Raw genomic sequence first — 21,901 nt, 5'->3', positions numbered from 1 at the left:
ATATTTTCTTTCCCCACTATTTATCGGGTGAGCCAAGAAAACTGCAAACTGGATCCGTAGAATTTCATTCCCAATAAATTTCTATGGAGTCATAAAACCTAAAAGCAATTAAATATAAAAAAATAGAGATTCAAAATTATTCTATGTCAGTAATAGTTTTTTTTAGTAAAACTTATATTGTGGTGTCGAACAATGTTGGGGTTACTCGGACTTACAAAAAATAAAAGAGCAGATATACATGTATATATATCTGCTTTAAAGCGGAAGATGAGGGATTCAAACCCCCGATACCCGTAAAAGGGTATACCGGATTTCGAGTCCAGCGCATTCGGTCACTCTGCCAATCTTCCATTAACGAAAACTCAAATCAAATGCAGAAAACCAACTGCAAGGTTTAAAGTTTTCTTTTCTAACTCACCGCAAAGGTAATACTATTTTTTTATATAACAAAGAAAAAAGCAAATATGTTCAAAACTTGTATGACTTTTATGCCGATCAAAAGTCATTAAACATAAATGTTCTCGTGGTGTGCTTTAATATGAAAACCAGGTTATTCAAAAGAAAGTTTTGCTAGTCTAGCTTTCAATATTTCAGCTTCAGACAAACGTATACTTAACTTAATCTCACAAGTAGTATCGTACGTTTGAGATAATATTCTAGGCTTCATGTCTTTAACAACTCTCATAACATTATTCATCATAACATATGGAAAGTTATAGGTAATAATTTCCTCAACTTGCCTAGTTTCAACAACAGAATTCTCTATTGCTGCAGCCGCAGCTGTTTTATATGCAACAATCAGTCCACCAGTACCAAGATTAACGCCACCATAATAGCGAACAACGACAATAAGTATATCTGTCAATCCACTACTGTTAATTTGCCCAAGGATTGGCTTACCTGCTGTACTGCTTGGCTCTCCGTCATCATTTGCTCTAAAAATCTTTCGCTCAGCCCCCAACATGTAGGCATAACAGACATGACGAGCATCAAAATACTTCTTCCTATAAAAAGCCAACAGCTCCCTTATATCATCTTCAGACTCCACATGATGTGAAAAAGCGAGGAACTTACTCCTCTTTTCAGAATAAGTTCCCTCGCCAACATTCGTTATTGTCTTAAATTCATCAATACCCATTAAGCTGGTGTATTTATATTAAAAAATTTAAGTTTGTTCTCTTTAAACAAGTTTATGAATAATAAGTCCTGAGCGCAATTTCGGTTCAAACCAAGTAGCCTTAGGAGGCATTATCTTACCACTGTCTGCAATATCCATAATCTGTTGCATAGTAACAGGATAAAGAGCCAATGCCATACGCATTTCACCACTATCAACTCGGCGCTTTAACTCTTCAAGACCTCTAAGTCCACCCACAAAGTCTATACGTTTATCTGAGCGGAGATCTTTTATTCCCAATATTTCATCCAATATCAAGCGACTAGAAATATCAACATCTAGAACCCCGATAGGATCTTTGTCATCAAATGTACCTTGCTTAGCAGTAAGACTATACCACTTATTATCTAAATAAAGAGAGAAATTATGCAAATGATCAGGTTTATAAATATCTGCACCTTTCTCTACTACGTCGAAGTTCTTGCTCAATGCTTTCAAGAATTCCTCTGAGCTCAGACCATTAAGGTCTTTCACAACTCTGTTGTAATCAAGAATTGTAAGCTGAGAAGCCTGGAAACAAACAGCCATAAAGTAGTTATATTCTTCAGTACCCTTATGATTAGGATTCTGCTTTGCCTTTTCTGCACCAACCAAAGCAGCGGCAGCAGAACGGTGATGACCGTCTGCAATATACAATGCAGGCATCTTAGCAAATTCCTCAGTAACAACTTCAATATCCTTGCTGTCAGAGATAATCCAGAATTGATGACGGAATCCGTCAATAGGTGCAATAAAGTCATACTCAGGTTCTGTCTGAGCATACTTCATAATTACATCATTTAATACGGTATTGTCAGGATAAGCAAAGAATACAGGTTCAATATTTGCATTATTAACTCTAACATGCTTCATTCTGTCTTCTTCCTTGTCACGACGAGTGAGTTCGTGTTTCTTAATCACACCATTAAGATAATCATCAACAAAAGCACAAACAACGAGTCCGTATTGTGTCTTTCCGTTCATTGTCTGAGCATAGATATAATAATTATCCTTATCATCCTGAACCAGCCATCCCTTATCCTGGAATTTCTTAAAGTTCTCTGCGGCCTTCTCGTATACACGCGGATCATATTCGCTTGTACCCGGTTCAAAATCAATTTCAGGTTTAATTATATGATAAAGGCTCTTTTCGTTATCGCCAGCCTCTACGCGTGCCTCTTCTGAATCAAGCACATCATATGGACGAGACTCAACCTCCTCTACATACTGTTTCGGCGGACGTATACCTTTGAATGGTTTAATTTTAGCCATAATATTATTCCTTCTATATTACAGTTAAGATATCAATAATTATTTATTTACCTGGAACTTTGTGCAACCATCCTTGAAATAAGCATTAATCTGTTTTGCAGCAGCAATACCAGCATTAATGTTAGCCTCAGCAGTCTGTGCACCCATCTTCTTAGGAGTGCTGAAATAGCGTCCTTCAAATTTAGCAAACTCTTCATCTGCATCAGGCTTAATATCTGTAATATATTTCAAATCTGTACGCTCTTCCATAAGCTTTATCAACTCAGGCTCATTGATGACTTCCTTACGGGCTGTATTTACTACCATACCACCCTTCTTCATCATATTTACCAAATTATAGTTGATGCTCTGCTTTGTTTCAGGAGTTGCAGGAATATGCAAAGAAACGACATCACAGTTCTTGAATAATTCTTCCTGAGAATCAACAGCCTTAACGCCAGCCTCCTCAATAACCTCTTTCGGGCAGAATGCGTCGTAAGCATAAACGTCCATTCCAAAGCCTTTAGCAACTCGAGCCACATTACGGCCTACATTACCAAATGCCAAAATTCCGAGTTTCTTGCCCATAAGCTCTGTACCGGCCTTGCCATTATAGAAATTTCTAACAGCATAAACCATTAAGCCAAATACAAGTTCTGCAACGGCATTTGAATTCTGTCCAGGAGTATTCTCTACAATTACACCTTTTTCCTTAGCATAAGCTGTATCAATGCTGTCGTAACCAGCACCGGCGCGTACTACTATTTTAAGATTTTTAGCTGCATCCAACACAGCCGGAGTAACCTTATCAGAACGTACAATCATAGCATCAGCATCCTTAACGGCATCAAGAAGCTGAGCTACATCTGTATATTTTTCAAGCAACACGAGTTCGTTGCCTGCACCTTCTATTTCTTTCTTTATTCCTTCAACAGCAACAGCTGCAAAGGGTTTCTCAGTTGCTACTAATACTTTCATTTCGTTGTTAATTAAATTGTTGTTTGTAAAATTTAAGGTTAAGACCAAAATACTTTAATGAACAAGAGAAGCACACCATGCCAGAGATTATATGATAATCAACCCTCGCCGACGATATGCTTCTCTTGCATATTCAGCATGTCGCATTTATTCAAGCGACACACCATTTCATTTTGTCTGCTACAGCATTAATGCTGAGCTTCAAAGTCTTTCATACATTTAACAAGTGCCTGTACGCCCTCTATTGACTGAGCATTGTAGCAGCTTGCACGGAATCCGCCGACAGAGCGATGGCCCTTGATACCAACCATACCCTGTGAAGTAGCATACTCTAAGAACGGCTTCTCAAGTTCAGCATACTCCTCGTTCATAACGAAGCAGATGTTCATCAATGAACGGTCTTCTGCATTAACTGTACCGCGGAACAGTTTATTTCTATCGATTTCAGAATAAACGATATCAGCACGCTCATGAGCCAATTTATCCATAGCTTCTACGCCACCCATCTTCTTAATCCAACGGAGGTTTTCGAGAGCAGTATAAATAGGAACAACAGGAGGAGTATTGAACATAGAGCCCTTTTCAACATGAGTCTGGTAGTTCAACATTGTAGGTATCTCTCTCGGAGCCTTACCGAGTTCATCATCCTTAACGATAACGATAGTAACACCTGCCATTGACAAGTTCTTCTGTGCACCGGCATATATACACTTATATTTAGCAACATCTACAGGACGGCTGAAAATGTCTGAAGACATATCACCAATCATAGGAACGTTTACATCAAGTTCCTTGCGGATTTCAGTTCCGTAAATAGTGTTGTTTGTTGTTATATGCAGATAGTCAACATCATCAGGGCAAGTCCAACCCTTAGGAATGAAAGTAAAGTTTGCATCAGCTGAAGAAGCCACTTCAACAACTTCGCCAAACAATTTGGCTTCCTTCATGGCTTTCTTTGCCCATACACCAGTATTTAAATAAGCAGCTTTCTTTATAAGGAAGTTATAAGGTACCATGCAGAATTCCAAAGAAGCTCCGCCGCCTAAGAAAAGAACAGAGTAACCTTCAGGAACATTAAGCAGCTCTTTAATAAGTGCCACTGCTTCGTCTATAACAGGCTGGAAATCTTTTGCTCTATGGCTAATTTCTGCCAAAGAAAGGCCGCTGCCATTGAAATCTAAAATCTGTTTCGCAGTATTCTCAATCACTTCGCGTGGAAGAATTGACGGACCTGCATTAAAGTTATACTTCTTCATTTGATAGTTTTGGTTTAAAATTAACAATTATACATTTTTTGCTTCATAGCACTTGCGAAGTTACGACTTTTATTTGAACTGGCAAATTTTTTTCAAGAAAATATATAATCTATTTTCTGTTTATCGCATTATTTTATCAACTCCACTATAGTTTTAATACCTTTTAGCTTTTCGCCGGAAGTTTTCGTCAATACGCTTTTCAATTTTTCACGACTCACAGCTGCATAAGAACAGCGTTCTTTAACATCAATGCGTCCTATGTCATCACCCTTTAGTCCTCCAATTTTACATAAGAATCCCAACACATCACCTTTTGATATTTTATCCTTTTTGCCCTTTCCGATATATAACGTCACCATTTTGGGCTGCGGAGGTGTTTCTATATCATTCGGCAATACGTATTCATCAGGCATGTCTTTTATATATTCAGGAATTGTTTCTTCCGGTCCCAACAAGAGAAATGCCCTGCCACATGCCTCCCAACGGCCCGTGCGCCCTACCCTATGTATATACTCATCTTCACCCTGAGGCAAATGATAATGTATAATATTATCCACATCCGGTATATCCAAGCCACGGGCAGCCAAGTCTGTACCAACGAGCACACTTGACGAGCCATTGCTAAATTTGTAAATAGCATCCTCGCGTGCCTTTTGGTCAAGTCCGCCATGAAACGCGCTTACAACAAAGCCTTTACTCCGTAAATAATCAGCTACACGTTCAACAGCATCACGATAATTCAGAAATACTATGCTGCTTGACACGCCAAAACTGCATAGCAAGGCGTTAAGAGCATCCAGTTTGTCCTTCTCCTTGCTTTTAACCACAAAAAGATTAATACGTTCAGGTATCTGCTCATCTGTAAGAAAATCAAGACGCACGACTCTGCCCATATTAACAAAGCCGGGTATTTCGTTTGCATCAGTGGCAGACAGCAGCACTCTTCTTTCCACATATGGCAACTTATCTATCAATGCGCTCATTTCCTCATGGAATCCCATCTTCAGACATTTGTCAAATTCATCTATCACCAGATATTTTATACCATCGGCATCAATATTGCCTTTATCAAGGTGGTCATTAAGCCTACCGGGAGTAGCAAATACAATTTGTGGTCTAACCTTACGCAAATTCTTATGTTCGTCCATAGCTGCACGCCCACCATACAAAGGCATTGAGCGCAAGCCACATGCCATACGTGAAAACACATCATGCGACTGCAATGCCAATTCACGTCCGGGAACTACAACCACAGCCTGCACCATGTCAGATTCAGAATTAAGCATGCCGGCCAATGGCAACAGATATGCCAACGTTTTACCGCTGCCCGTAGCAGACAATATAACCAAATCAGAATCTGTATTCACCAGCACGTCACCAGCCTGATATTGCATCTTGTTTAGAGATTCAATTTTTAACCTCTGTAATATATCTTGAATTTTCATAATGTCAGTCTTTATTCAAAAATCATAATATTTATCACTAAATTTTAGCACCTGACATATGATTGCCGGCAACGCCGCTATCATAACGTCAGATCATTTATATCGGCAAAGATAATGAAAAATATTGATTATATATAAATATGTGGCAAATTTTATTATTAGATTAAGAACAAAATTTAGTCGGCCAATCATCTTAGTTAACATTACCAGCAATCCGTAGCACCCCACCAATCACCAATTATAACATATTCCGGCGACATACTTAATTTTAATTTCAAGCAGTCATCCACACAATATGACAGGCTAAGATTAAACTCTATTTACAGAACACGCACCGTCTGCGCCCTGATAATTTCACTAATATTATATTAATTTACTGAATATAAAAAACATATTATCAAGCCGTTACTGTTAATCGTTAATTGATATATTTACACATAACACCGAGAATAAAAGCATGCAATAGTACAATTTAAAATCGCGCTCTAAGAATGCTCTAACTAAAACTATGATAATTAATCCGGTAACATTGTCAATCGTATATATTACGATAAAATTGGAATAAGAACCATTCTCATCTGCATTATTTACAGCAAATGATTGATTAATATTTTAACAAGTCGTTTATATAATTATACGATGATTGCAGTAACACTAAGCACGAATCATATCTTACTGAAGTAGTATAATTATATAAAAGAATTCTTTTTGATACTAAAACACGTCTTAAGCCATTCAATATGTTATTACACTTATGTCACGATTTTATGACGAAATAGAAAATTAAGCGCTCTAAAATGTATTGATTCGGTAAAGTTTATTTACATAATCACATAAAAGGCATGCTTTTATAAGACAATTCAGCCACTTTCGAGGCATAAATCACCCGTATTCTGGCCTCAAAAAGCCGATTTATATTATTAAAAAAGGAACGTTTGGGCATAAAAACACGCCAATTTAATTGCGCACATCGACACAACTCCGCATAACACATTGAAACTCACTTGTTTACTCTTGCACACAAAAAATATCTGTTTTCACGGCCAGCAAATTTTAATTTTTAAATATCGCCGTCTGAGAGCTCCATCTAAAACCAAATAGAAAGCAATCATGCGATAGTATTGACATTATGTCAATTTACGCCATTAACATAAATAACAAGTTCTTAAATAGATGAAAAGAAACAGAACACTGCATTTACCTATTCTAAATTTACGACACATTTACGAAAGCTAACAATCTCACATTGCAAAAAAAATGTTTAAATTAAAAGCAAAAACATGGTATGCCAATAAACAAATTAAATGAATTTCCGTATATTTGCATAATATAGGATTTGGCTCGGCAGTACAAAAATCAAAAACAAGTTTTTTGCTTTTTGCAATGCACTCGCCTTTCGCTATATTTGCACTGCGCAGGACTCGTCAGTTCACTGCACAAGACGCAAAAACGCAATATATAAAAGAGCTGATGCCAAGTGTTTAAACCAACTTTACAAGCTATGCTTTCGGTAAGGCTTAATGCTGGTAAATTTAAACTAAGATAAAAGACTACAAGGCATATGACTTTAACTTCTTTAATAACAAAAGCACTCCCCTTCTTGTTGCTCTGCACAACATTCTTTTCATGTCGTGACGGAGGCAGAACTGAAAGTATATTGCGCACGGCAGACAGCCTTATGGAAGGACATCCCGACAGCGCATTGTCCATATTGAGGCGCGACTCGCTCGAGATATGCCGTTCGGGCAAAGACTATCGCTTATGGTACGCACTGTCGCGCACCGAAGCCGACGATAAATGCTATATCCTACATGTGTCAGACTCAACCATGCGCGCTGCAGCAAACTATTATGACAGTCATGGCAGTGCCCTTCAGCGTGTACGTGCTGATTATCTTCTCGGCCGAGTCTATTGTGACATGCATCTCTACGGCCACGCCCTGGCATCGTTCAACAAAGCCATTGCCGTTGACGCGGAGAACGATTCAGTCATAAACCGCTATAAAGCCCGTTCTGCCACATGGGCAGGATATGTTTATGAGGCGAAGGGCTTGCATAAAGATGCGTTACGATATAATAAGTTGGCATACGGATATGCCAAGCAGGCAGGTGCGCAGGTTACAGAAGTTTATTCATTGAGAGATATAGGACGATCGTACAGCTATCTCAAGCAGAACAACACGGCAATACCTTATTATCGGCATGCTGCCAAAAAGGCAAAGGCTATTGGTGACGCGAACCTTTATAATATGGTTATGGAGGAACTGGCCGGTATATATATTGAAGAAGGTCAGCTTGATGACGCTTATTCGGCATTGAATACGCCCTTTCTTGCAACGACAGACAAAGACATATCGTCTCATTATTATGTTTGGGCATATTATTTTGAACATACAGGACAGCTCGATTCTGCCGTTGCATATAATAAACGTGGGATGAGTTACAGTAATAATACAGAAAAAAGAGATGCGTGTCTGGATATAATAAGAATCTTAAATAAGCAGGGCAAGCGTGACGAGGCAATGGAATATTACGATAAATATTCTGTGTATTCCGACTCTGTGACGGCAAGCGAGTTAAATGAAACATCAGATATGTTGTCACAGGTGGAGAAGAATATTGATATAGAGCGTAAAAATACTGTATTGGCAGAGACAAAGACAAATCTTACCATATTGCTTTCGGTAATTATCTTTACGGTGATAGTTGTGTCTTTAATTTTGATAAAACATTATTCTAATGTGAAAAAACGCATACGGGAACAGCAGGAACGTGCAAATAATTATTTAAGCCAGCTCCAAGAAACTGAAATGCAAAAAATGAAGCGTAATGAAGAGCGTATAGCACAATTGGAAACAGAATTATCTGTCTCGAACGAAAAACTTACTGAAATACGCAAGTCTTTAATGCGTAACGAGGCTGAGATGCTGGCTAAGCAGAATGAACATATGCTCTTTAAAGAAAAACATCGTGAGCTGCTGATAGCTGACTTGGCTGATACGGATGTATATAAATTGTATCACACTCCAAATGCCGTACCGTCTTCTGCTGATTATCACAGACTTGTTGAAGCCTTGAATAAGGCATACAACAATTTTACAAAACGCCTTAAAGAGTTTTATCCAGACATAAATGATAATGAAGTATGGATTTGCTGTATGGTGAAAGCAGGTCTTTCATCTAAAGAAATATGCAATATCTCACCTTATTCATATAGCTCTCTCGGAATGGCAAAGTCACGCTTATACTTTAAAATGTTTCAAAAAAAGGGAGGAGCAAAAGATCTTGACCATTTCATAAAAGAACTTTAGCGCTATTGTAAATAACTGAAAATCAATAGATTGTAATTTCGTGAAGTTTTGTGAAGTGAAATATTCTTAATGTTTTGCTGTATTGTAATTACTTTGCATAAGTAAAAATTTAAAAGTATTAAGCTATGACAAGAATAGTATCAGTATTTTTTGCGTTCATTGTTGGATGGATTTCCATAAATGCACAAATATCATTGCCTTCTAATATAACGTGGGAAAAAATTATATGTAATATATACCCTAATATTATTAAGAATAAAGGTCGTTCAATTGTTTATTTTCCACAACTATATTATTCAGATGAATATATTTCAATTCAATCTGAATTTGAAAATTATGAAAATGTACATGTTATGATAACAAATGCACAAAGTGTTGTTGTAAAAGATGAATTTATAAATGTAATGACTGGAGATGAAAATCTTTATTATATAGGGGATTTGAATAGTGGAGATTATAATATCATGTTAGAAACAGATGATTTAATACTTGTTGGAAATTTTATAATATAGTAGAATTGTATATGAATAAGAGTCAGTTTATAGAAGCAATATCATTGCGTATCGGAGAAAAGCATTCTACAACTTTAAGTTATGTAAATGCTGCTTTGTCTATAATTAGCGAAACTGTAAAAAATGGCGATGTCGTTGTATTAGATGATTTCGGAAAATTTTATTTAAAGAAAATTTCCAAGAAGACAGTTAAAAAAGCTAATTCAGACGAACAAGTAATAGTGCCAGAACATACGAAAGTATCGTTTACACCATATCGAAATATAATGATTTTTTCTGATAAATATAGAAGTTGATCAACTGTCATCTGAAAATATATCGCAATCCAGATGTCGAAAATCCGGCGGAAAGGGCCTTTAATGGTGTCTACTGTTATGCGTAAAATCAAGTTCCTGATGGCAAAAATATAAATATGTATTCTGATAAGGAACTTCGGAATAATTAAAAAATTATATATCATGAGAAAATTTTTCACAAAAGCAGTTTCTATGATTGCATTGTTGGGAGCCATTACATTTACAGTTCCTCAGGTGTCATACGCAAATGCAAATAGTGTTACGGAAAATACGACCAACAACAACGAACTGCAGCCAGGAACAGTAGTTGTTGTAGAAACGAAACTTGAAAATGGGGAATGTTATAGACTTACTTATTACATAAATAGCAAAATGCAGGCAGTACTTGTTGATGTCGAATATACAGGACATTATGTGTAATTAATGTATGGCAACAGGCATATTATAAGCCTGTTGCCTTTATTTATAATGATTATTTCTAAGATGTTATAAGTATATTATTTTGTCATTTCTATTAATATTTATAAATAATGATATTATGAGAAAATACATGATGGTACTTTTGTTATTGCAGTTTGTTGTCATGTCGGCCGAGACAGCCGACAGCGTTATGCTGCACATCGTATATAATACAACTTATGCCACATACGGCAACGGACATAAGACTCATGACGTTATGGCATTGGATGTGGGGCGTACCATGTCTCATTTTTATAGCGAGGCTCAAAGGCTGCGTGACGAGCAGATGAAAAAGATAAATGAAAGCAATCTGCCACTTGACATAGCCATAAGCAGCGCAAAGAACGTGGGCGGAGGCGGTTTGCAATGGCATGTATGTAAGCGCCCTTCAGGTGGTGACAGCATAACATTTTACGATACGTTTGGATTAGACGGAGTGAAATACTCTGTGGTTGACAACCGGCAGCAGTGGCATATAGAAGATGGTGATACCACTATATGCGGATACAGTTGTGGCAAGGCATGGACAGACATAGGCGGACGGCGGTGGACTGCATGGTTCACGGCAGACATTCCGGTAAGCGACGGCCCATGGAAACTGCGCGGACTGCCGGGACTCATACTCAAAGCTGTTGAGTCCGACGGAATATATTCATTCTGCTGCACATCAATAACAAGCGGAAACGGAATGTTGGTGGAAATGCCTTCGGGAAATTATACAGATTGCACATACGATGAATACAAAACGCTTTATTATAAATATAACGACGACCCAATACAGTTCCTTGTCACCCGTACCGGCAACTCACTGCCCATTCCCGGCAGTAAACGGAAGAGCGCGATAATATCAATAGACGAAAAACCGTTTACGCACTGATTACGTCCCTCTCTCTGCGCCTTTTGCGTTATGACATATACTTGTCGCGCTACAAAATTTAAAGTTTTAAGCATGTAAGGAAACAATGCCATGACAAATTGGATTGCAACTTAATGAAGAGAGGCTGATAATATGTTGATGCATTGCATAAAAATAATAAGCTAAGATATGAGAAAATACATGATGATATTCTTGTTGTTGTCGTTTATGACGCTGTCTGCATCCACAGCTGACAGTGTTCGACTTAGCGTAACATATCAGGTGCGATATGCTAATGCAGAAGGTGAAAACGAAGCTAAACAGGATGTGATGAAGCTTGACGTAGGCAACAGTGCGTCACACTTTTACAGTTGGATGAACAGAATGAAAGAAGCCCTGATGGACAGCATGAATGCTACAGGGCAAATAAACTTAGAGAAGATACGCAAGCAGGTTAAGCCATATCAAAGCGGGCAGGCGTATCACATTTATAAGAATATTCCATCACCGGGAAGACTGGTGTATGTCGACAGAGTGCTGATAGATTTCTTTAAATATGAAGAAGACATGCCACATATAGAATGGACTCTGACAGGAAGCGACAGCACCGTGGCTGGCTATAGATGCCAAAGCGCTGTGGGCGAATTGCGCGGGCGCAGATGGCACGTATGGTTTACCGCCGACATACCCATAGCTGACGGCCCGTGGAAATTATGCGGCTTGCCTGGACTGATACTAAAGGCTACTGACGAAACAGGAACATTCTCGTTTGCATGCACAGCCATAGAAAAAGGCGACGGGCGACTGTTGGCGGTCGACAAGCAAAAGTATGTAGACTGTACTCCTCTGGAACTGCAAGACATCTACAAGGAATATTTTGCCAACATAAAACTTTATATGGAAAAGGTAAACGGTGTTCCGTTCACCAAACATTATATGGAAACAGGAAACACTGAAGCATTGAGGAAAAAGCCGGTGAATCTGATGGAGACATACAGGCCTTAACCTTTCATCCTCAGTAATGAAACTGCTTATGATTATATGAAAAATAAATTATGCCCAATTATGAAAAAGATATTTGTCCTGATTTTACTTATGATTCCCCTACTGCTCAATGCCCGGACATTTAAGGGCCTTGTTAAGGATGAGGGCGGCAAGCCGCTTCCAGGAGTTTCGGTTATGCTCAAAGGCACAGCAGGACGCATAAGGGCATACGCCATAACGGCTAAGACGGGAGCCTTTACTCTGAAGTATGAAGGAGAAGACGGACAAACCGACTCGCTCGTATTCAGAAGTATGGGCTATGCCACAGTGACGCTGGCTGCAAAGACATATAAAGACGGACGGACAATAACCATGAGGGAAGAAGCTTTCGCGCTGAAAGAAGTGAAGGTGAAACCGGACAAGATAACACAGCGCGGCGACACGATAGACTATCTGGTTAGCAGTTTTCGTCAAAAAAACGACCGCTCGATAGCCGACGTCATATCACGTATGCCCGGAATGGAGGTTGGAAAAGACGGCAGCATAACATATCAGGGCAAAAGCATCAACAAGTTTTATATTGAAGGCATGGACCTCATGGGCAGCAAATATGGCGTAGCGAGCAACAACATAGATGCCGGCAAGGTGAAGAAGGTGCAGGTGATGGAGAATCATCAGCCAGTGAAGACACTTAAGGATGTAGTGTTCAGTGACCAGGCTGCGCTTAACATCGTGCTCGACGAGAAGGTGAAAGATATGTGGCAGGGCGAGATGTCGCTTGCCGGAGGCGCCACTCTGCAGGGAAAGACAGACGCATTGTATGACAGTCGGGCATTGGCAATGCTGTTTTCGCGCAAGATGCAGAGCATATCAATGTATAAATGCAACAATACAGGCAAGGACATAAGCAGCGAAGTTGGCTCATTGGCATCGCTCGAAGAGAGCGTGCCGGCTGCAGGCGGACTGCTTTCGGGTATTGGTCTGGGCAGAACAGGACTTGACGAAAGCCGAACCATGTTTAACAACACACATATACTTGCCACCAACTGGCTGTTTAAGACGGCGGCAGACAACGACCTGCGACTTCAACTTACGGGGCTGTTCGACAAGAGTCAGGAGCGGCAGCAGTCGCAGACTATTTATACCGACTTAGGCAGCGGAGCCGTGATAACACAGGACAACGACGCACGGGCATACCGTAACGAATATGAAGGCGAGCTGATGTATAAAGTGAATAAAGACAGGCTATATCTTGTAAACACCCTTAAAGGATATGCAGACTTTAACCGCAGCCTCGGTACATCTGTACTTAACGGACAGACAACGCAGCAGAGCGTAAGGCCGCGTGAAAGATATGTGGCAGACGATCTGCGTTTCATTAAGAATTTTTCAGGCGGAAACAGTTTCTCGTTAAGTTCAGCTGCCGCTTATCATTATAAACCTGGAACGCTGCTCATATCAGACGGATCGGCAGAGACACTCAACATAGGTCAGTTAGACTGGAAAACTTATACAAACTTCAGGCACAGATTATGGTTACTGAATATTACATATACCGTAGGATTTGACCTGAAACGGCAGAACATAGACGTAGAAAACTCGGTGAACACAGCTACAGATAAGTATGATGAATATAGGGTTTACGTATCTCCTGACATAAGCATTAAAACACACGACGTAAGTATCAGTCTTAATGTGCCGATAAACTGGCGCTATCGCAGTCTGAATTCGCTGTCGGCACATAAGTTTACGGCAGACCCATCACTCTATTTCAGCTATGAGCCAACAGCGCGATGGCAACTTACGGCAGGCGGTTCATATTCATGGATGCCGCAGGACGCACTGACATCCATGCCGACGCTAGTGTTCACCGACTATATAACAGCGCGTCGCGGCAACGGACAGCTTGACTATATTGACGTTTTTGTATTGAATGCCGCTGCAAGGTATAAGAACGTGATAAGCGGATTTTTTGCCAATGGCGGAATCGTCTACAGCCGTATGGGCAACATGCTGATGTATAAGGGTGAACTTGTAGATAATGTTTATTGCAGCACTCCGTCAGACCAACGCTCGTCCGTAAGCATGATTACGCTTAACGGCTCGGCAAGTAAGAGCTTCGACTGGGCCGGTTTGTTGCTTAAATTATCAGCACGTCAGACATGGAACAACTACAGCATGCTCATAAATGACAATGTGCAGCCATTCAGGATGGAAAGCAGCGAGATAAAGCTCAACATCTCTATAAAGCCTCTATATTGGCTCTCTGCTGACTTGACGTCTTCACTAAACCGTAACCATCAGACCAATCAGGAGAGTACAGACGGTTATGACGAAACATTATGTTATTTTACCCATAAACTGCGCACATATATCATGCCTGGCAACTGGATTATTGAGTTTGACAACGAGATGTATCACAGCAACGACGAATCGGTGTCGACAACATTGTTTTCCGACCTTTCGATAACATACAAGACACGACACATTGAGATAGGCGCAGCTTGTCATAACCTGTTTGGTAAAGATCTGTTTGAGCGCCGATATTTCACAGACACACAACGCATATATACATCCACCCGTCTACGTCCACGAGAAATATTGTTCAAGGTACGTTTCAGTTTGTAGTGACAGAATGACCGTAAAAATTCATAGCCTTGCTGGCTAAAAGAACAGAATCGTCATCAGAATTGAAACTGTATTTTTGCTTTATATAAAACGGATTTTAGTACTATTTTTCGCTAATAGAAAATAGAAATGCGGCTGAAAATATGGATGCGCAAAAAGGTAAAAATGTATATGAACTAATGACTGATTTGAAGTAAATGTGATGGTATCTGAAAAGATAAGAGGGTGAGGCTAAACAATCAGCCCCACCCTCTTATTTTTGTATTGCTCAATAATAACGAACTATCGGATAATAATTAATTGCTATTCGAACACCTCTTCAATACCTCCTGCGCTATAGTCATCAAACTCTGAAACACAGGGGTTGAAATCTTCAGGTATATCAAACTTCTCGTTAGGATCGTATCCCAGAGAACGGTCGGCAAACACCTTCTTCATGTAATACGCCCAGATAGGCAAAGCCATATTAGCGCCCTGTCCCATTCTGGTAGAGTCGAAATGAATGTCACGATCTTCACCGCCAACCCAACAGCCGCTTACCAAAGATGGCGTGAAACCCATAAACCAAGCATCGGCATTACGGTTGGTGGTACCAGTCTTGCCTCCCATATCACACTCAACCTTATACTTATATCTCATTCGGCTACCTGTACCACCATCCATCACAGCCTTAAGCATCTCGAGCATTTTATAAGCACTCTCTTCGCTTATCACCTCATTCATACGTGGCTGGAACGTAGCTATTACGTTGCCTTCGTTGTCCTCTATCTTTGAAACAAACATAGGCGAACAATGTATTCCATGATTTGCAAACGTAGTGTAAGCACTTACCATCTCACATACAGAGGCTTCATTAGGGCCAAGACAAAGTACAATAGACGGATATACGCCATAAGTGTTTATACCGAAATCACGCAATATACGCAAAAAATCCTGAGGATTAATACGACTCATCAAATACGCAGATATCCAGTTGTTCGACTGTGCAAGTCCCCATTTCAGGGTTACCATTTGTCCATATCTTGACCGACTGCCATTTCTTGGTGTCCAGTTGCCATAAGATCTCTGAACATTGGGTGCAACATCACAAGGCGACATACCGTTAGACATACTTAAAGCATAAAGGAACGGCTTTATCGTTGATCCCACCTGCCTGCGTCCCTGTGTAGCCATATCATAAGTAAAATGAGTAAAATCTACGCCTCCCACATAAGCCTTGACAGCACCATTATGCGGATCCATACTGACAAAACCAGAACGCAAGAATGATTTTATATAACGAATTGAATCGAGCGGTGTCATCACTGTATCTACATCACCATGATACGTGAATACGGACATCTCAACAGGTGTTCTAAATGCTTTTTGTATTTCACTTTCCGTAGCACCTTGCTCTTTCATAGCCCTATATCTCTCGCTCTGTCTTATTGACCTGTTCAGAATTCCTTTTACCTCAGCAGCAGTAAGAGCATTAGTAAACGGAGCGTTTGGCTTTGTTCTGTTCTCTTTCGTAAAAGCCGGCTGAAGATAATTCCCCACATGCCTCAATACGGCCTCCTCAGCATACTTCTGCATTCTGGAATCTATTGTTGTAAAAATCTTCAAACCATCTGTATACACATTATAAGGTTCACCATTCTTCTTATGATTCTTATTACACCAGCCATACAAAGGATCAGTCTCCCATGCCAAAGAATCAATTGTAAACTGAACCCTATTCCAAGATGGATAATCTTCCAACGTTGGTTTTTGAGCCATAATGTATTGTCTTAAAAACTCCCTAAAATAAGTTGCAATACCATCCTTATGGTCAACACGATGAAAATTAAGAGCCAAGGGCTCATCATGAGCTTTTTGATATTCTTCATTTGTAAGATATCCAGCTTTCAACATTTGCCCCAGAACAACATTACGGCGATCTGTACATCTTTCAGGATATCTTACAGGATTAAAATATGAAGGATTCTTACACAAGCCAATAAGTGTGGCAGACTCTGTCAATGTAAGATTTTTAGGATCCTTGTCAAAATAAACATCAGCAGCAGTCTTGATGCCTACAGCATTATGGAGAAAGTCGAAATAATTAAGGTACATTGTTATTATTTCTTCTTTTGTATAAAAACGCTCAAGTTTCACAGCAATAACCCATTCTATTGGCTTCTGCAACAAACGTTCAAGTGTGCTTTTAGCTGTAGCTGAATAGAGTTGCTTTGCAAGTTGCTGGGTTATTGTTGAACCGCCACCTGCGCTTTTCTGTCCTAAAATTCCACGTTTTACAACAGCACGAGTTAATGCGATAAAATCTATGCCGGAATGATCGTAAAATCGTTCGTCTTCTGTAGCGACCAAAGCCTGAACCAAATAAGGCGATATACCATCATAATCAACATGTACCCTATTTTCACGATTCATATTATATGTACCAAGAATCTTGCCGTCTACAGAATAAACCTGAGAGGCATATCGGCTAATAGGGTTTTGCAAATCTTCCAAATCTGGCATATAACCAATCCATCCAAACCATATGGAAGTAAAACTAACAGCCAAAAATACTATAACCGCACAAAGCGTTCCCCAAAGGATACGCACAAATGTTTTTCTCATTATTTATAATAAAAAACTAATTAGCTGCAAAAATACTATTTTTCTTTTGAAATATCAATCATAAATTAAAAATAATGCTTAACTTAGCGGTCGAATTAGAAACACTACATTAATGGGAAAACATAATTTTGTAACTATTGCTGATTTATCAAAGGAGAAAATTCTTTACATGATAAAGTTGGCACAAGAGTTTGAAAAACATCCTAACAGAGAAATTCTAAAAGGCAAGGTTGTAGCTACGCTTTTCTTTGAACCTTCTACACGTACTCGCCTAAGTTTTGAAACTGCAGCAAATAGACTTGGAGCACGTGTTATAGGATTTAGTGACGCGAAAGTAACAAGCGCGACTAAAGGAGAAACATTAAAGGATACGATATTAATGGTATCCAACTACGCCGATGCGATTGTAATGCGCCACTATATTGAAGGTGCTGCACAGTATGCAAGTGAAGTTGCCCCAATACCAATTATTAATGCTGGAGATGGTGCACACCAACACCCCTCACAATGTATGCTTGATTTATACTCAATATACAAGACGCAAGGCACACTTGAAAATCTGAATATATGTCTCGTTGGTGATTTGAAATACGGAAGAACTGTTCACTCTCTTATCATGGCAATGAGACACTTCAATCCAACGTTCCATTTCATTGCGCCTAAGGAACTTGCAATGCCTAATGAATATAAAATTTATTGTAAAGAACATAATATAAAATATGTGGAACATACGGCATTCAACGAAAAAATAATAAACGAGGCCGACATTCTATATATGACACGAGTACAGAAAGAAAGATTCTCTGACTTAATGGAATATGAGAAAGTAAAAAATGTTTATATTCTAAAAAACGACATGCTCAATAACGCAAGGGATAACATGAAAATATTGCATCCGCTTCCACGTGTTAACGAAATAGAATATGAGGTTGACACAAATCCGCATGCATATTATATCCAGCAGGCACAAAACGGCCTTTATGCACGTGAGGCTATCATATGCGACGTGCTGGGCTTGTCTATGGATGAAATCACTAACGACCCTACTATTATTAAATAAGCAGAACTTTATTAAGCCAGTAAACAATGAGCAAGAAAGAAAGATTGGTAGCAGCAATAGAAAATGGTACCGTCATTGACCATATACCTTCAGAAAAGACATACGAAGTGGCCAATATTTTAGGACTTCAGAATTTGAAAACTGTAGTTACTATAGGCTATAATTATCTGTCAAAGAAAATCGGACATAAAGGAATTATCAAAGTCGAGGACAAATTCTTCACAGATGAAGAAATCTCAAGACTTTCTGTTGTTGCTCCAAATGTCGTTCTCAACATCATACGCAACTATGAGGTTGTTGAGAAGAAAAAAGTCGTTACACCCAACGAACTTCAAGGAATCATCAAATGCAATAATCCTAAGTGTATTACAAATAATGAACCGATGAAAACCGTGTTCCATGTAATAGATAAAGAAAATGGCATTATTAAATGTCATTATTGCGACAAGGAACAAGATATTAATAAGGTTAAACTCGTATAAGTTATAGAATAATTATCTTGCATGCATCGATATTTTTTTATATTTTTGCATAACTATTAATAACCTAAACACAACATTCATATTAAAATCTATCGTATGGAAAGAGATCAAGTAATTTTCGACCTCATCGAAAGAGAACATCAAAGACAGTTAAAGGGAATGGAACTCATTGCCTCAGAGAACTTTGTAAGTGATGAAGTTATGCAGGCTATGGGCTCATACTTGACAAACAAGTATGCAGAAGGCCTTCCAGGAAAACGCTATTATGGCGGTTGCGGTGTGGTAGACGAAGTTGAAACACTGGCTATCGAACGCGTAAAAAAACTTTTTGGTGCAGAATTCGCAAATGTTCAGCCTCACTCTGGAGCACAGGCAAATGCTGCTGTTCTTTTAACTGTATTAAATCCAGGAGATACGTTCCTTGGGCTTAACCTTGCCCATGGAGGTCACTTGTCTCATGGCTCAAGTGTAAACACATCAGGTATATTATATAATGCTGTAGGATACAATCTCGACAAAGAAACTGGTCGCGTTGACTATGACGAGATGGAAAAACTGGCAATCGAGCATAAGCCCAAATTAATCATTGGCGGTGGTTCAGCATATAGCCGCGAATGGGATTACAAACGCATGCGTGAAATTGCAGACAAAGTAGGAGCAATTTTGATGGTTGACATGGCTCATCCTGCAGGTCTTATTGCCGCTGGCCTTTTGGATAATCCTGTTAAATATGCACATATTGTAACATCTACAACTCACAAAACACTACGTGGCCCAAGAGGCGGTATTATCCTTATGGGTAAAGACTTTGAGAATCCATGGGGTAAGAAGACACCTAAAGGTCAAATCAAGATGATGAGTCAGCTTCTTAACAGTGCTGTATTCCCTGGTACACAGGGCGGACCGCTGGAGCATGTAATAGCAGCAAAAGCAGTAGCATTTAATGAAGCACTACAACCAGAATTTAAAGAATGGGCTATGCAAGTTAAGAAAAATGCGACTGTACTTGCTGACGAACTCATTAAACGCGGCTTTACTATCGTAAGTGGAGGAACAGACAACCACTCTATGCTCGTTGACCTGCGTTCTAAATATCCTGATCTTACAGGAAAAGTTGCAGAAAGTGCATTAGTTGCTGCTGATATAACCGTAAATAAGAATATGGTTCCGTATGATACACGCAGTGCATTCCAAACATCAGGAATACGTCTTGGCACTCCTGCTATAACAACAAGAGGAGCAAAAGAAGACCTCATGGTTCTTATCGCAGACCTTATTGAAGAAGTTCTGAACAGTCCTGAAGATGAAAACGTAATTTCTTCAGTGCGTCAAAGAGTGAATGAAACAATGTCAAAATACCCACTTTTTGCATATTAATATAAACAGAAAGTAATATATTATTATGGCATGCCTACATTACCTGAGGCATGCCATATTATTTATATTTACATTGACGACAAATAGATAAATAATATCCATATATAACACTAAAACGATAAGACTACCCAAATACAGAACAAAGCAAGATGTAAAATCTTGCACAATGATAGACCAAGAAAGGATTTTTAAATATTTTTATTACAACAACCAAACCAACAAACACAAAAAATTTGGAAGTTTAAATTATTTGTTATAATTTTGCAGCCGATTTAGTCCGTATAGGCTCAAACAAGCTATGACACGATGTCATACGCCTTACGGAAAAAACCGTTTAACATAATAAAATGTACGCAATTGTAGAAATTAACGGTCAGCAGTTCAAGGCAGAACAGGGCAAGAAACTGTTCGTTCACCACATGAAAGATGTGAAAGAAGGCCAGGCTGTTGAATTCGACAAGGTACTGCTTGTCGACAAAGAAGGTTCAGTACAGGTAGGTGCACCAACCGTAGACGGTGCAAAGGTAGTATGTGAAGTTGTAAATCCTCTTGTAAAAGGTGACAAAGTCATCGTTTTCAAGATGAAGCGCAGAAAAGATTACCGTAAGAAGAACGGACATCGTGCTCAATTCACTGAAGTACAAATCAAAGAAGTAATCGCTTAAATTTTAGGAGGAACAAGAAATGGCACATAAAAAAGGTGTAGGTAGTTCTAAGAACGGACGTGAGTCAGCTTCTCAAAGATTAGGCGTTAAGATTTGGGGTGGTCAGAAAGTAATTGCTGGTAACATTATTGTTCGTCAGCGTGGTACTAAGCACAACCCTGGCAAGAACGTAGGTATTGGTAAAGATGATACTCTTTATGCTTTGGTTGACGGCGTGGTTAATTTCCACAAGGGCCGCAGAGATAAGAGTGTTGTATCTGTAATACCTGAAGCAGAAGCTTAAACAAAAGAATTTTTAATTATTTATTCCAAACAAACACAAGAATCCCTTTTCTCACACGAGAATCGGGATTTTTGCTTTTTTTAGTCGCTACAAAAAATATTTTTTGTAAATTTGCATCTGTTATTATAAAATATAAATTTGTATGCTTACACTAAAACTCATCAGTGAAGAAACTGAACGTGTAATTAAAGGGCTTGAGAAAAAACACTTTAATGGTGCCAAAGAGGCTATTGACAATGTCTTAGCATTGGATAAGACCAGACGTGAAACCCAGCAAAAGCTTGACAAGAATCTGCAGG

The 21,901-nt window shown here is 39.1% G+C and carries 18 protein-coding genes, 1 tRNA gene and 1 pseudogene; 13 read left to right on the top strand and 7 right to left on the bottom strand.

Going from position 1 to position 21,901, the window contains the following annotated elements; genetic code table 11:
* Window positions 1–261 precede the first annotated feature (261 nt).
* The 6 genes from QVO66_RS05175 to QVO66_RS05150 form a co-directional block, all read right to left on the bottom strand.
* Window positions 262–350 (bottom strand) — tRNA-Ser (locus QVO66_RS05175).
* A 200-nt stretch (window positions 351–550) separates the two neighbouring features.
* Entirely contained in the window at window positions 551–1,138 is a 588-nt protein-coding gene (locus tag QVO66_RS05170) for an IMPACT family protein (RefSeq protein WP_021854353.1), read from the bottom strand.
* A 42-nt stretch (window positions 1,139–1,180) separates the two neighbouring features.
* Window positions 1,181–2,428: a DUF1015 domain-containing protein gene (locus tag QVO66_RS05165; RefSeq protein WP_021854352.1), complete on the bottom strand. Its 1,248-nt coding sequence runs from the start codon at window positions 2,426–2,428 to the stop codon at window positions 1,181–1,183.
* A gap of 39 nt (window positions 2,429–2,467) precedes the next feature.
* Window positions 2,468–3,385, bottom strand: coding sequence for an NAD(P)-dependent oxidoreductase (locus QVO66_RS05160; protein ID WP_021854351.1), 918 nt, complete (start codon window positions 3,383–3,385; stop codon window positions 2,468–2,470).
* Window positions 3,386–3,573: 188 nt separating this feature from the next.
* Complete coding sequence (gene serC, locus QVO66_RS05155; protein WP_021854350.1) at window positions 3,574–4,641, bottom strand: 3-phosphoserine/phosphohydroxythreonine transaminase; 1,068 nt, start codon at window positions 4,639–4,641, stop codon at window positions 3,574–3,576.
* Between the two features lie 128 nt (window positions 4,642–4,769).
* The gene (locus QVO66_RS05150) at window positions 4,770–6,086 is read right to left on the bottom strand and encodes a DEAD/DEAH box helicase (RefSeq protein ID WP_021854349.1); all 1,317 of its coding nucleotides are present in this window, start codon (window positions 6,084–6,086) and stop codon (window positions 4,770–4,772) included.
* Window positions 6,087–7,647: 1,561 nt separating this feature from the next.
* On the opposite strand from QVO66_RS05150, the gene QVO66_RS05145 reads away from it, so the two are divergent.
* From QVO66_RS05145 to QVO66_RS05115, 7 genes are all read left to right on the top strand, one after another.
* Complete coding sequence (locus QVO66_RS05145) at window positions 7,648–9,396, top strand: tPR-repeat-containing protein (protein ID WP_021854348.1); 1,749 nt, start codon at window positions 7,648–7,650, stop codon at window positions 9,394–9,396.
* A 125-nt stretch (window positions 9,397–9,521) separates the two neighbouring features.
* A complete protein-coding gene (locus QVO66_RS05140; RefSeq protein WP_021854347.1) occupies window positions 9,522–9,908 on the top strand; it encodes a DUF3244 domain-containing protein in 387 nt (128 codons plus the stop codon).
* 11 nt (window positions 9,909–9,919) lie between these two features.
* On the top strand, window positions 9,920–10,204 hold the full coding sequence (locus QVO66_RS05135; RefSeq protein WP_021854346.1) for an HU family DNA-binding protein: 285 nt from the start codon (window positions 9,920–9,922) through the stop codon (window positions 10,202–10,204).
* A 162-nt stretch (window positions 10,205–10,366) separates the two neighbouring features.
* On the top strand, window positions 10,367–10,624 hold the full coding sequence (locus QVO66_RS05130; RefSeq protein WP_021854345.1) for a hypothetical protein: 258 nt from the start codon (window positions 10,367–10,369) through the stop codon (window positions 10,622–10,624).
* 118 nt (window positions 10,625–10,742) lie between these two features.
* Window positions 10,743–11,540 (top strand): GLPGLI family protein, encoded by a 798-nt coding sequence (locus QVO66_RS05125; protein WP_021854344.1) that lies wholly within the window; start codon window positions 10,743–10,745, stop codon window positions 11,538–11,540.
* 168 nt (window positions 11,541–11,708) lie between these two features.
* Complete coding sequence (locus tag QVO66_RS05120; RefSeq protein ID WP_021854343.1) at window positions 11,709–12,524, top strand: GLPGLI family protein; 816 nt, start codon at window positions 11,709–11,711, stop codon at window positions 12,522–12,524.
* A gap of 60 nt (window positions 12,525–12,584) precedes the next feature.
* The gene (locus QVO66_RS05115) at window positions 12,585–15,131 is read left to right on the top strand and encodes a carboxypeptidase-like regulatory domain-containing protein (protein ID WP_021854342.1); all 2,547 of its coding nucleotides are present in this window, start codon (window positions 12,585–12,587) and stop codon (window positions 15,129–15,131) included.
* A gap of 303 nt (window positions 15,132–15,434) precedes the next feature.
* Here QVO66_RS05115 and QVO66_RS05110 read toward each other — a convergent pair whose 3' ends face one another.
* Window positions 15,435–17,735, bottom strand: coding sequence for a transglycosylase domain-containing protein (locus tag QVO66_RS05110; RefSeq protein WP_021854341.1), 2,301 nt, complete (start codon window positions 17,733–17,735; stop codon window positions 15,435–15,437).
* Between the two features lie 112 nt (window positions 17,736–17,847).
* Between QVO66_RS05110 and pyrB the strand changes: the two genes are divergently transcribed.
* The 6 genes and pseudogenes from pyrB to QVO66_RS05080 form a co-directional block, all read left to right on the top strand.
* Window positions 17,848–18,795 carry an aspartate carbamoyltransferase gene (gene pyrB / locus QVO66_RS05105; protein WP_021854340.1) on the top strand — a complete coding sequence of 316 codons (948 nt, stop codon included), beginning with the start codon at window positions 17,848–17,850 and terminating at the stop codon, window positions 18,793–18,795.
* 26 nt (window positions 18,796–18,821) lie between these two features.
* Window positions 18,822–19,277: an aspartate carbamoyltransferase regulatory subunit gene (gene pyrI, locus QVO66_RS05100; protein WP_021854339.1), complete on the top strand. Its 456-nt coding sequence runs from the start codon at window positions 18,822–18,824 to the stop codon at window positions 19,275–19,277.
* Window positions 19,278–19,373: 96 nt separating this feature from the next.
* Entirely contained in the window at window positions 19,374–20,654 is a 1,281-nt protein-coding gene (gene glyA / locus QVO66_RS05095) for a serine hydroxymethyltransferase (RefSeq protein ID WP_021854338.1), read from the top strand.
* 347 nt (window positions 20,655–21,001) lie between these two features.
* Entirely contained in the window at window positions 21,002–21,319 is a 318-nt protein-coding gene (gene rplU / locus QVO66_RS05090; RefSeq protein ID WP_021854337.1) for a 50S ribosomal protein L21, read from the top strand.
* A gap of 19 nt (window positions 21,320–21,338) precedes the next feature.
* Window positions 21,339–21,602, top strand: coding sequence for a 50S ribosomal protein L27 (gene rpmA / locus QVO66_RS05085; protein ID WP_021854336.1), 264 nt, complete (start codon window positions 21,339–21,341; stop codon window positions 21,600–21,602).
* A 142-nt stretch (window positions 21,603–21,744) separates the two neighbouring features.
* Window positions 21,745–21,901: pseudogene (locus QVO66_RS05080) on the top strand (serine--tRNA ligase); the annotation flags it as partial.

The sequence above is a fragment of the Prevotella sp. CAG:255 genome (assembly GCF_000431195.1).
Taxonomy (GTDB): domain Bacteria; phylum Bacteroidota; class Bacteroidia; order Bacteroidales; family Bacteroidaceae; genus Prevotella; species Prevotella rara.
Note: the sequence above shows the minus strand (reverse complement) of the source record. Positions and strands in the feature narration are given on the sequence as shown.

Coding starts and splice junctions, on each gene's coding strand:
- QVO66_RS05170 (WP_021854353.1), bottom strand. CDS start 1,138: ATGGGTATTGATGAATTTAAGACAATAACGAATGTTGGCGAGGGAACT.
- QVO66_RS05165 (WP_021854352.1), bottom strand. CDS start 2,428: ATGGCTAAAATTAAACCATTCAAAGGTATACGTCCGCCGAAACAGTAT.
- QVO66_RS05160 (WP_021854351.1), bottom strand. CDS start 3,385: ATGAAAGTATTAGTAGCAACTGAGAAACCCTTTGCAGCTGTTGCTGTT.
- serC (WP_021854350.1), bottom strand. CDS start 4,641: ATGAAGAAGTATAACTTTAATGCAGGTCCGTCAATTCTTCCACGCGAA.
- QVO66_RS05150 (WP_021854349.1), bottom strand. CDS start 6,086: ATGAAAATTCAAGATATATTACAGAGGTTAAAAATTGAATCTCTAAAC.
- QVO66_RS05145 (WP_021854348.1), top strand. CDS start 7,648: ATGACTTTAACTTCTTTAATAACAAAAGCACTCCCCTTCTTGTTGCTC.
- QVO66_RS05140 (WP_021854347.1), top strand. CDS start 9,522: ATGACAAGAATAGTATCAGTATTTTTTGCGTTCATTGTTGGATGGATT.
- QVO66_RS05135 (WP_021854346.1), top strand. CDS start 9,920: ATGAATAAGAGTCAGTTTATAGAAGCAATATCATTGCGTATCGGAGAA.
- QVO66_RS05130 (WP_021854345.1), top strand. CDS start 10,367: ATGAGAAAATTTTTCACAAAAGCAGTTTCTATGATTGCATTGTTGGGA.
- QVO66_RS05125 (WP_021854344.1), top strand. CDS start 10,743: ATGAGAAAATACATGATGGTACTTTTGTTATTGCAGTTTGTTGTCATG.
- QVO66_RS05120 (WP_021854343.1), top strand. CDS start 11,709: ATGAGAAAATACATGATGATATTCTTGTTGTTGTCGTTTATGACGCTG.
- QVO66_RS05115 (WP_021854342.1), top strand. CDS start 12,585: ATGAAAAAGATATTTGTCCTGATTTTACTTATGATTCCCCTACTGCTC.
- QVO66_RS05110 (WP_021854341.1), bottom strand. CDS start 17,735: ATGAGAAAAACATTTGTGCGTATCCTTTGGGGAACGCTTTGTGCGGTT.
- pyrB (WP_021854340.1), top strand. CDS start 17,848: ATGGGAAAACATAATTTTGTAACTATTGCTGATTTATCAAAGGAGAAA.
- pyrI (WP_021854339.1), top strand. CDS start 18,822: ATGAGCAAGAAAGAAAGATTGGTAGCAGCAATAGAAAATGGTACCGTC.
- glyA (WP_021854338.1), top strand. CDS start 19,374: ATGGAAAGAGATCAAGTAATTTTCGACCTCATCGAAAGAGAACATCAA.
- rplU (WP_021854337.1), top strand. CDS start 21,002: ATGTACGCAATTGTAGAAATTAACGGTCAGCAGTTCAAGGCAGAACAG.
- rpmA (WP_021854336.1), top strand. CDS start 21,339: ATGGCACATAAAAAAGGTGTAGGTAGTTCTAAGAACGGACGTGAGTCA.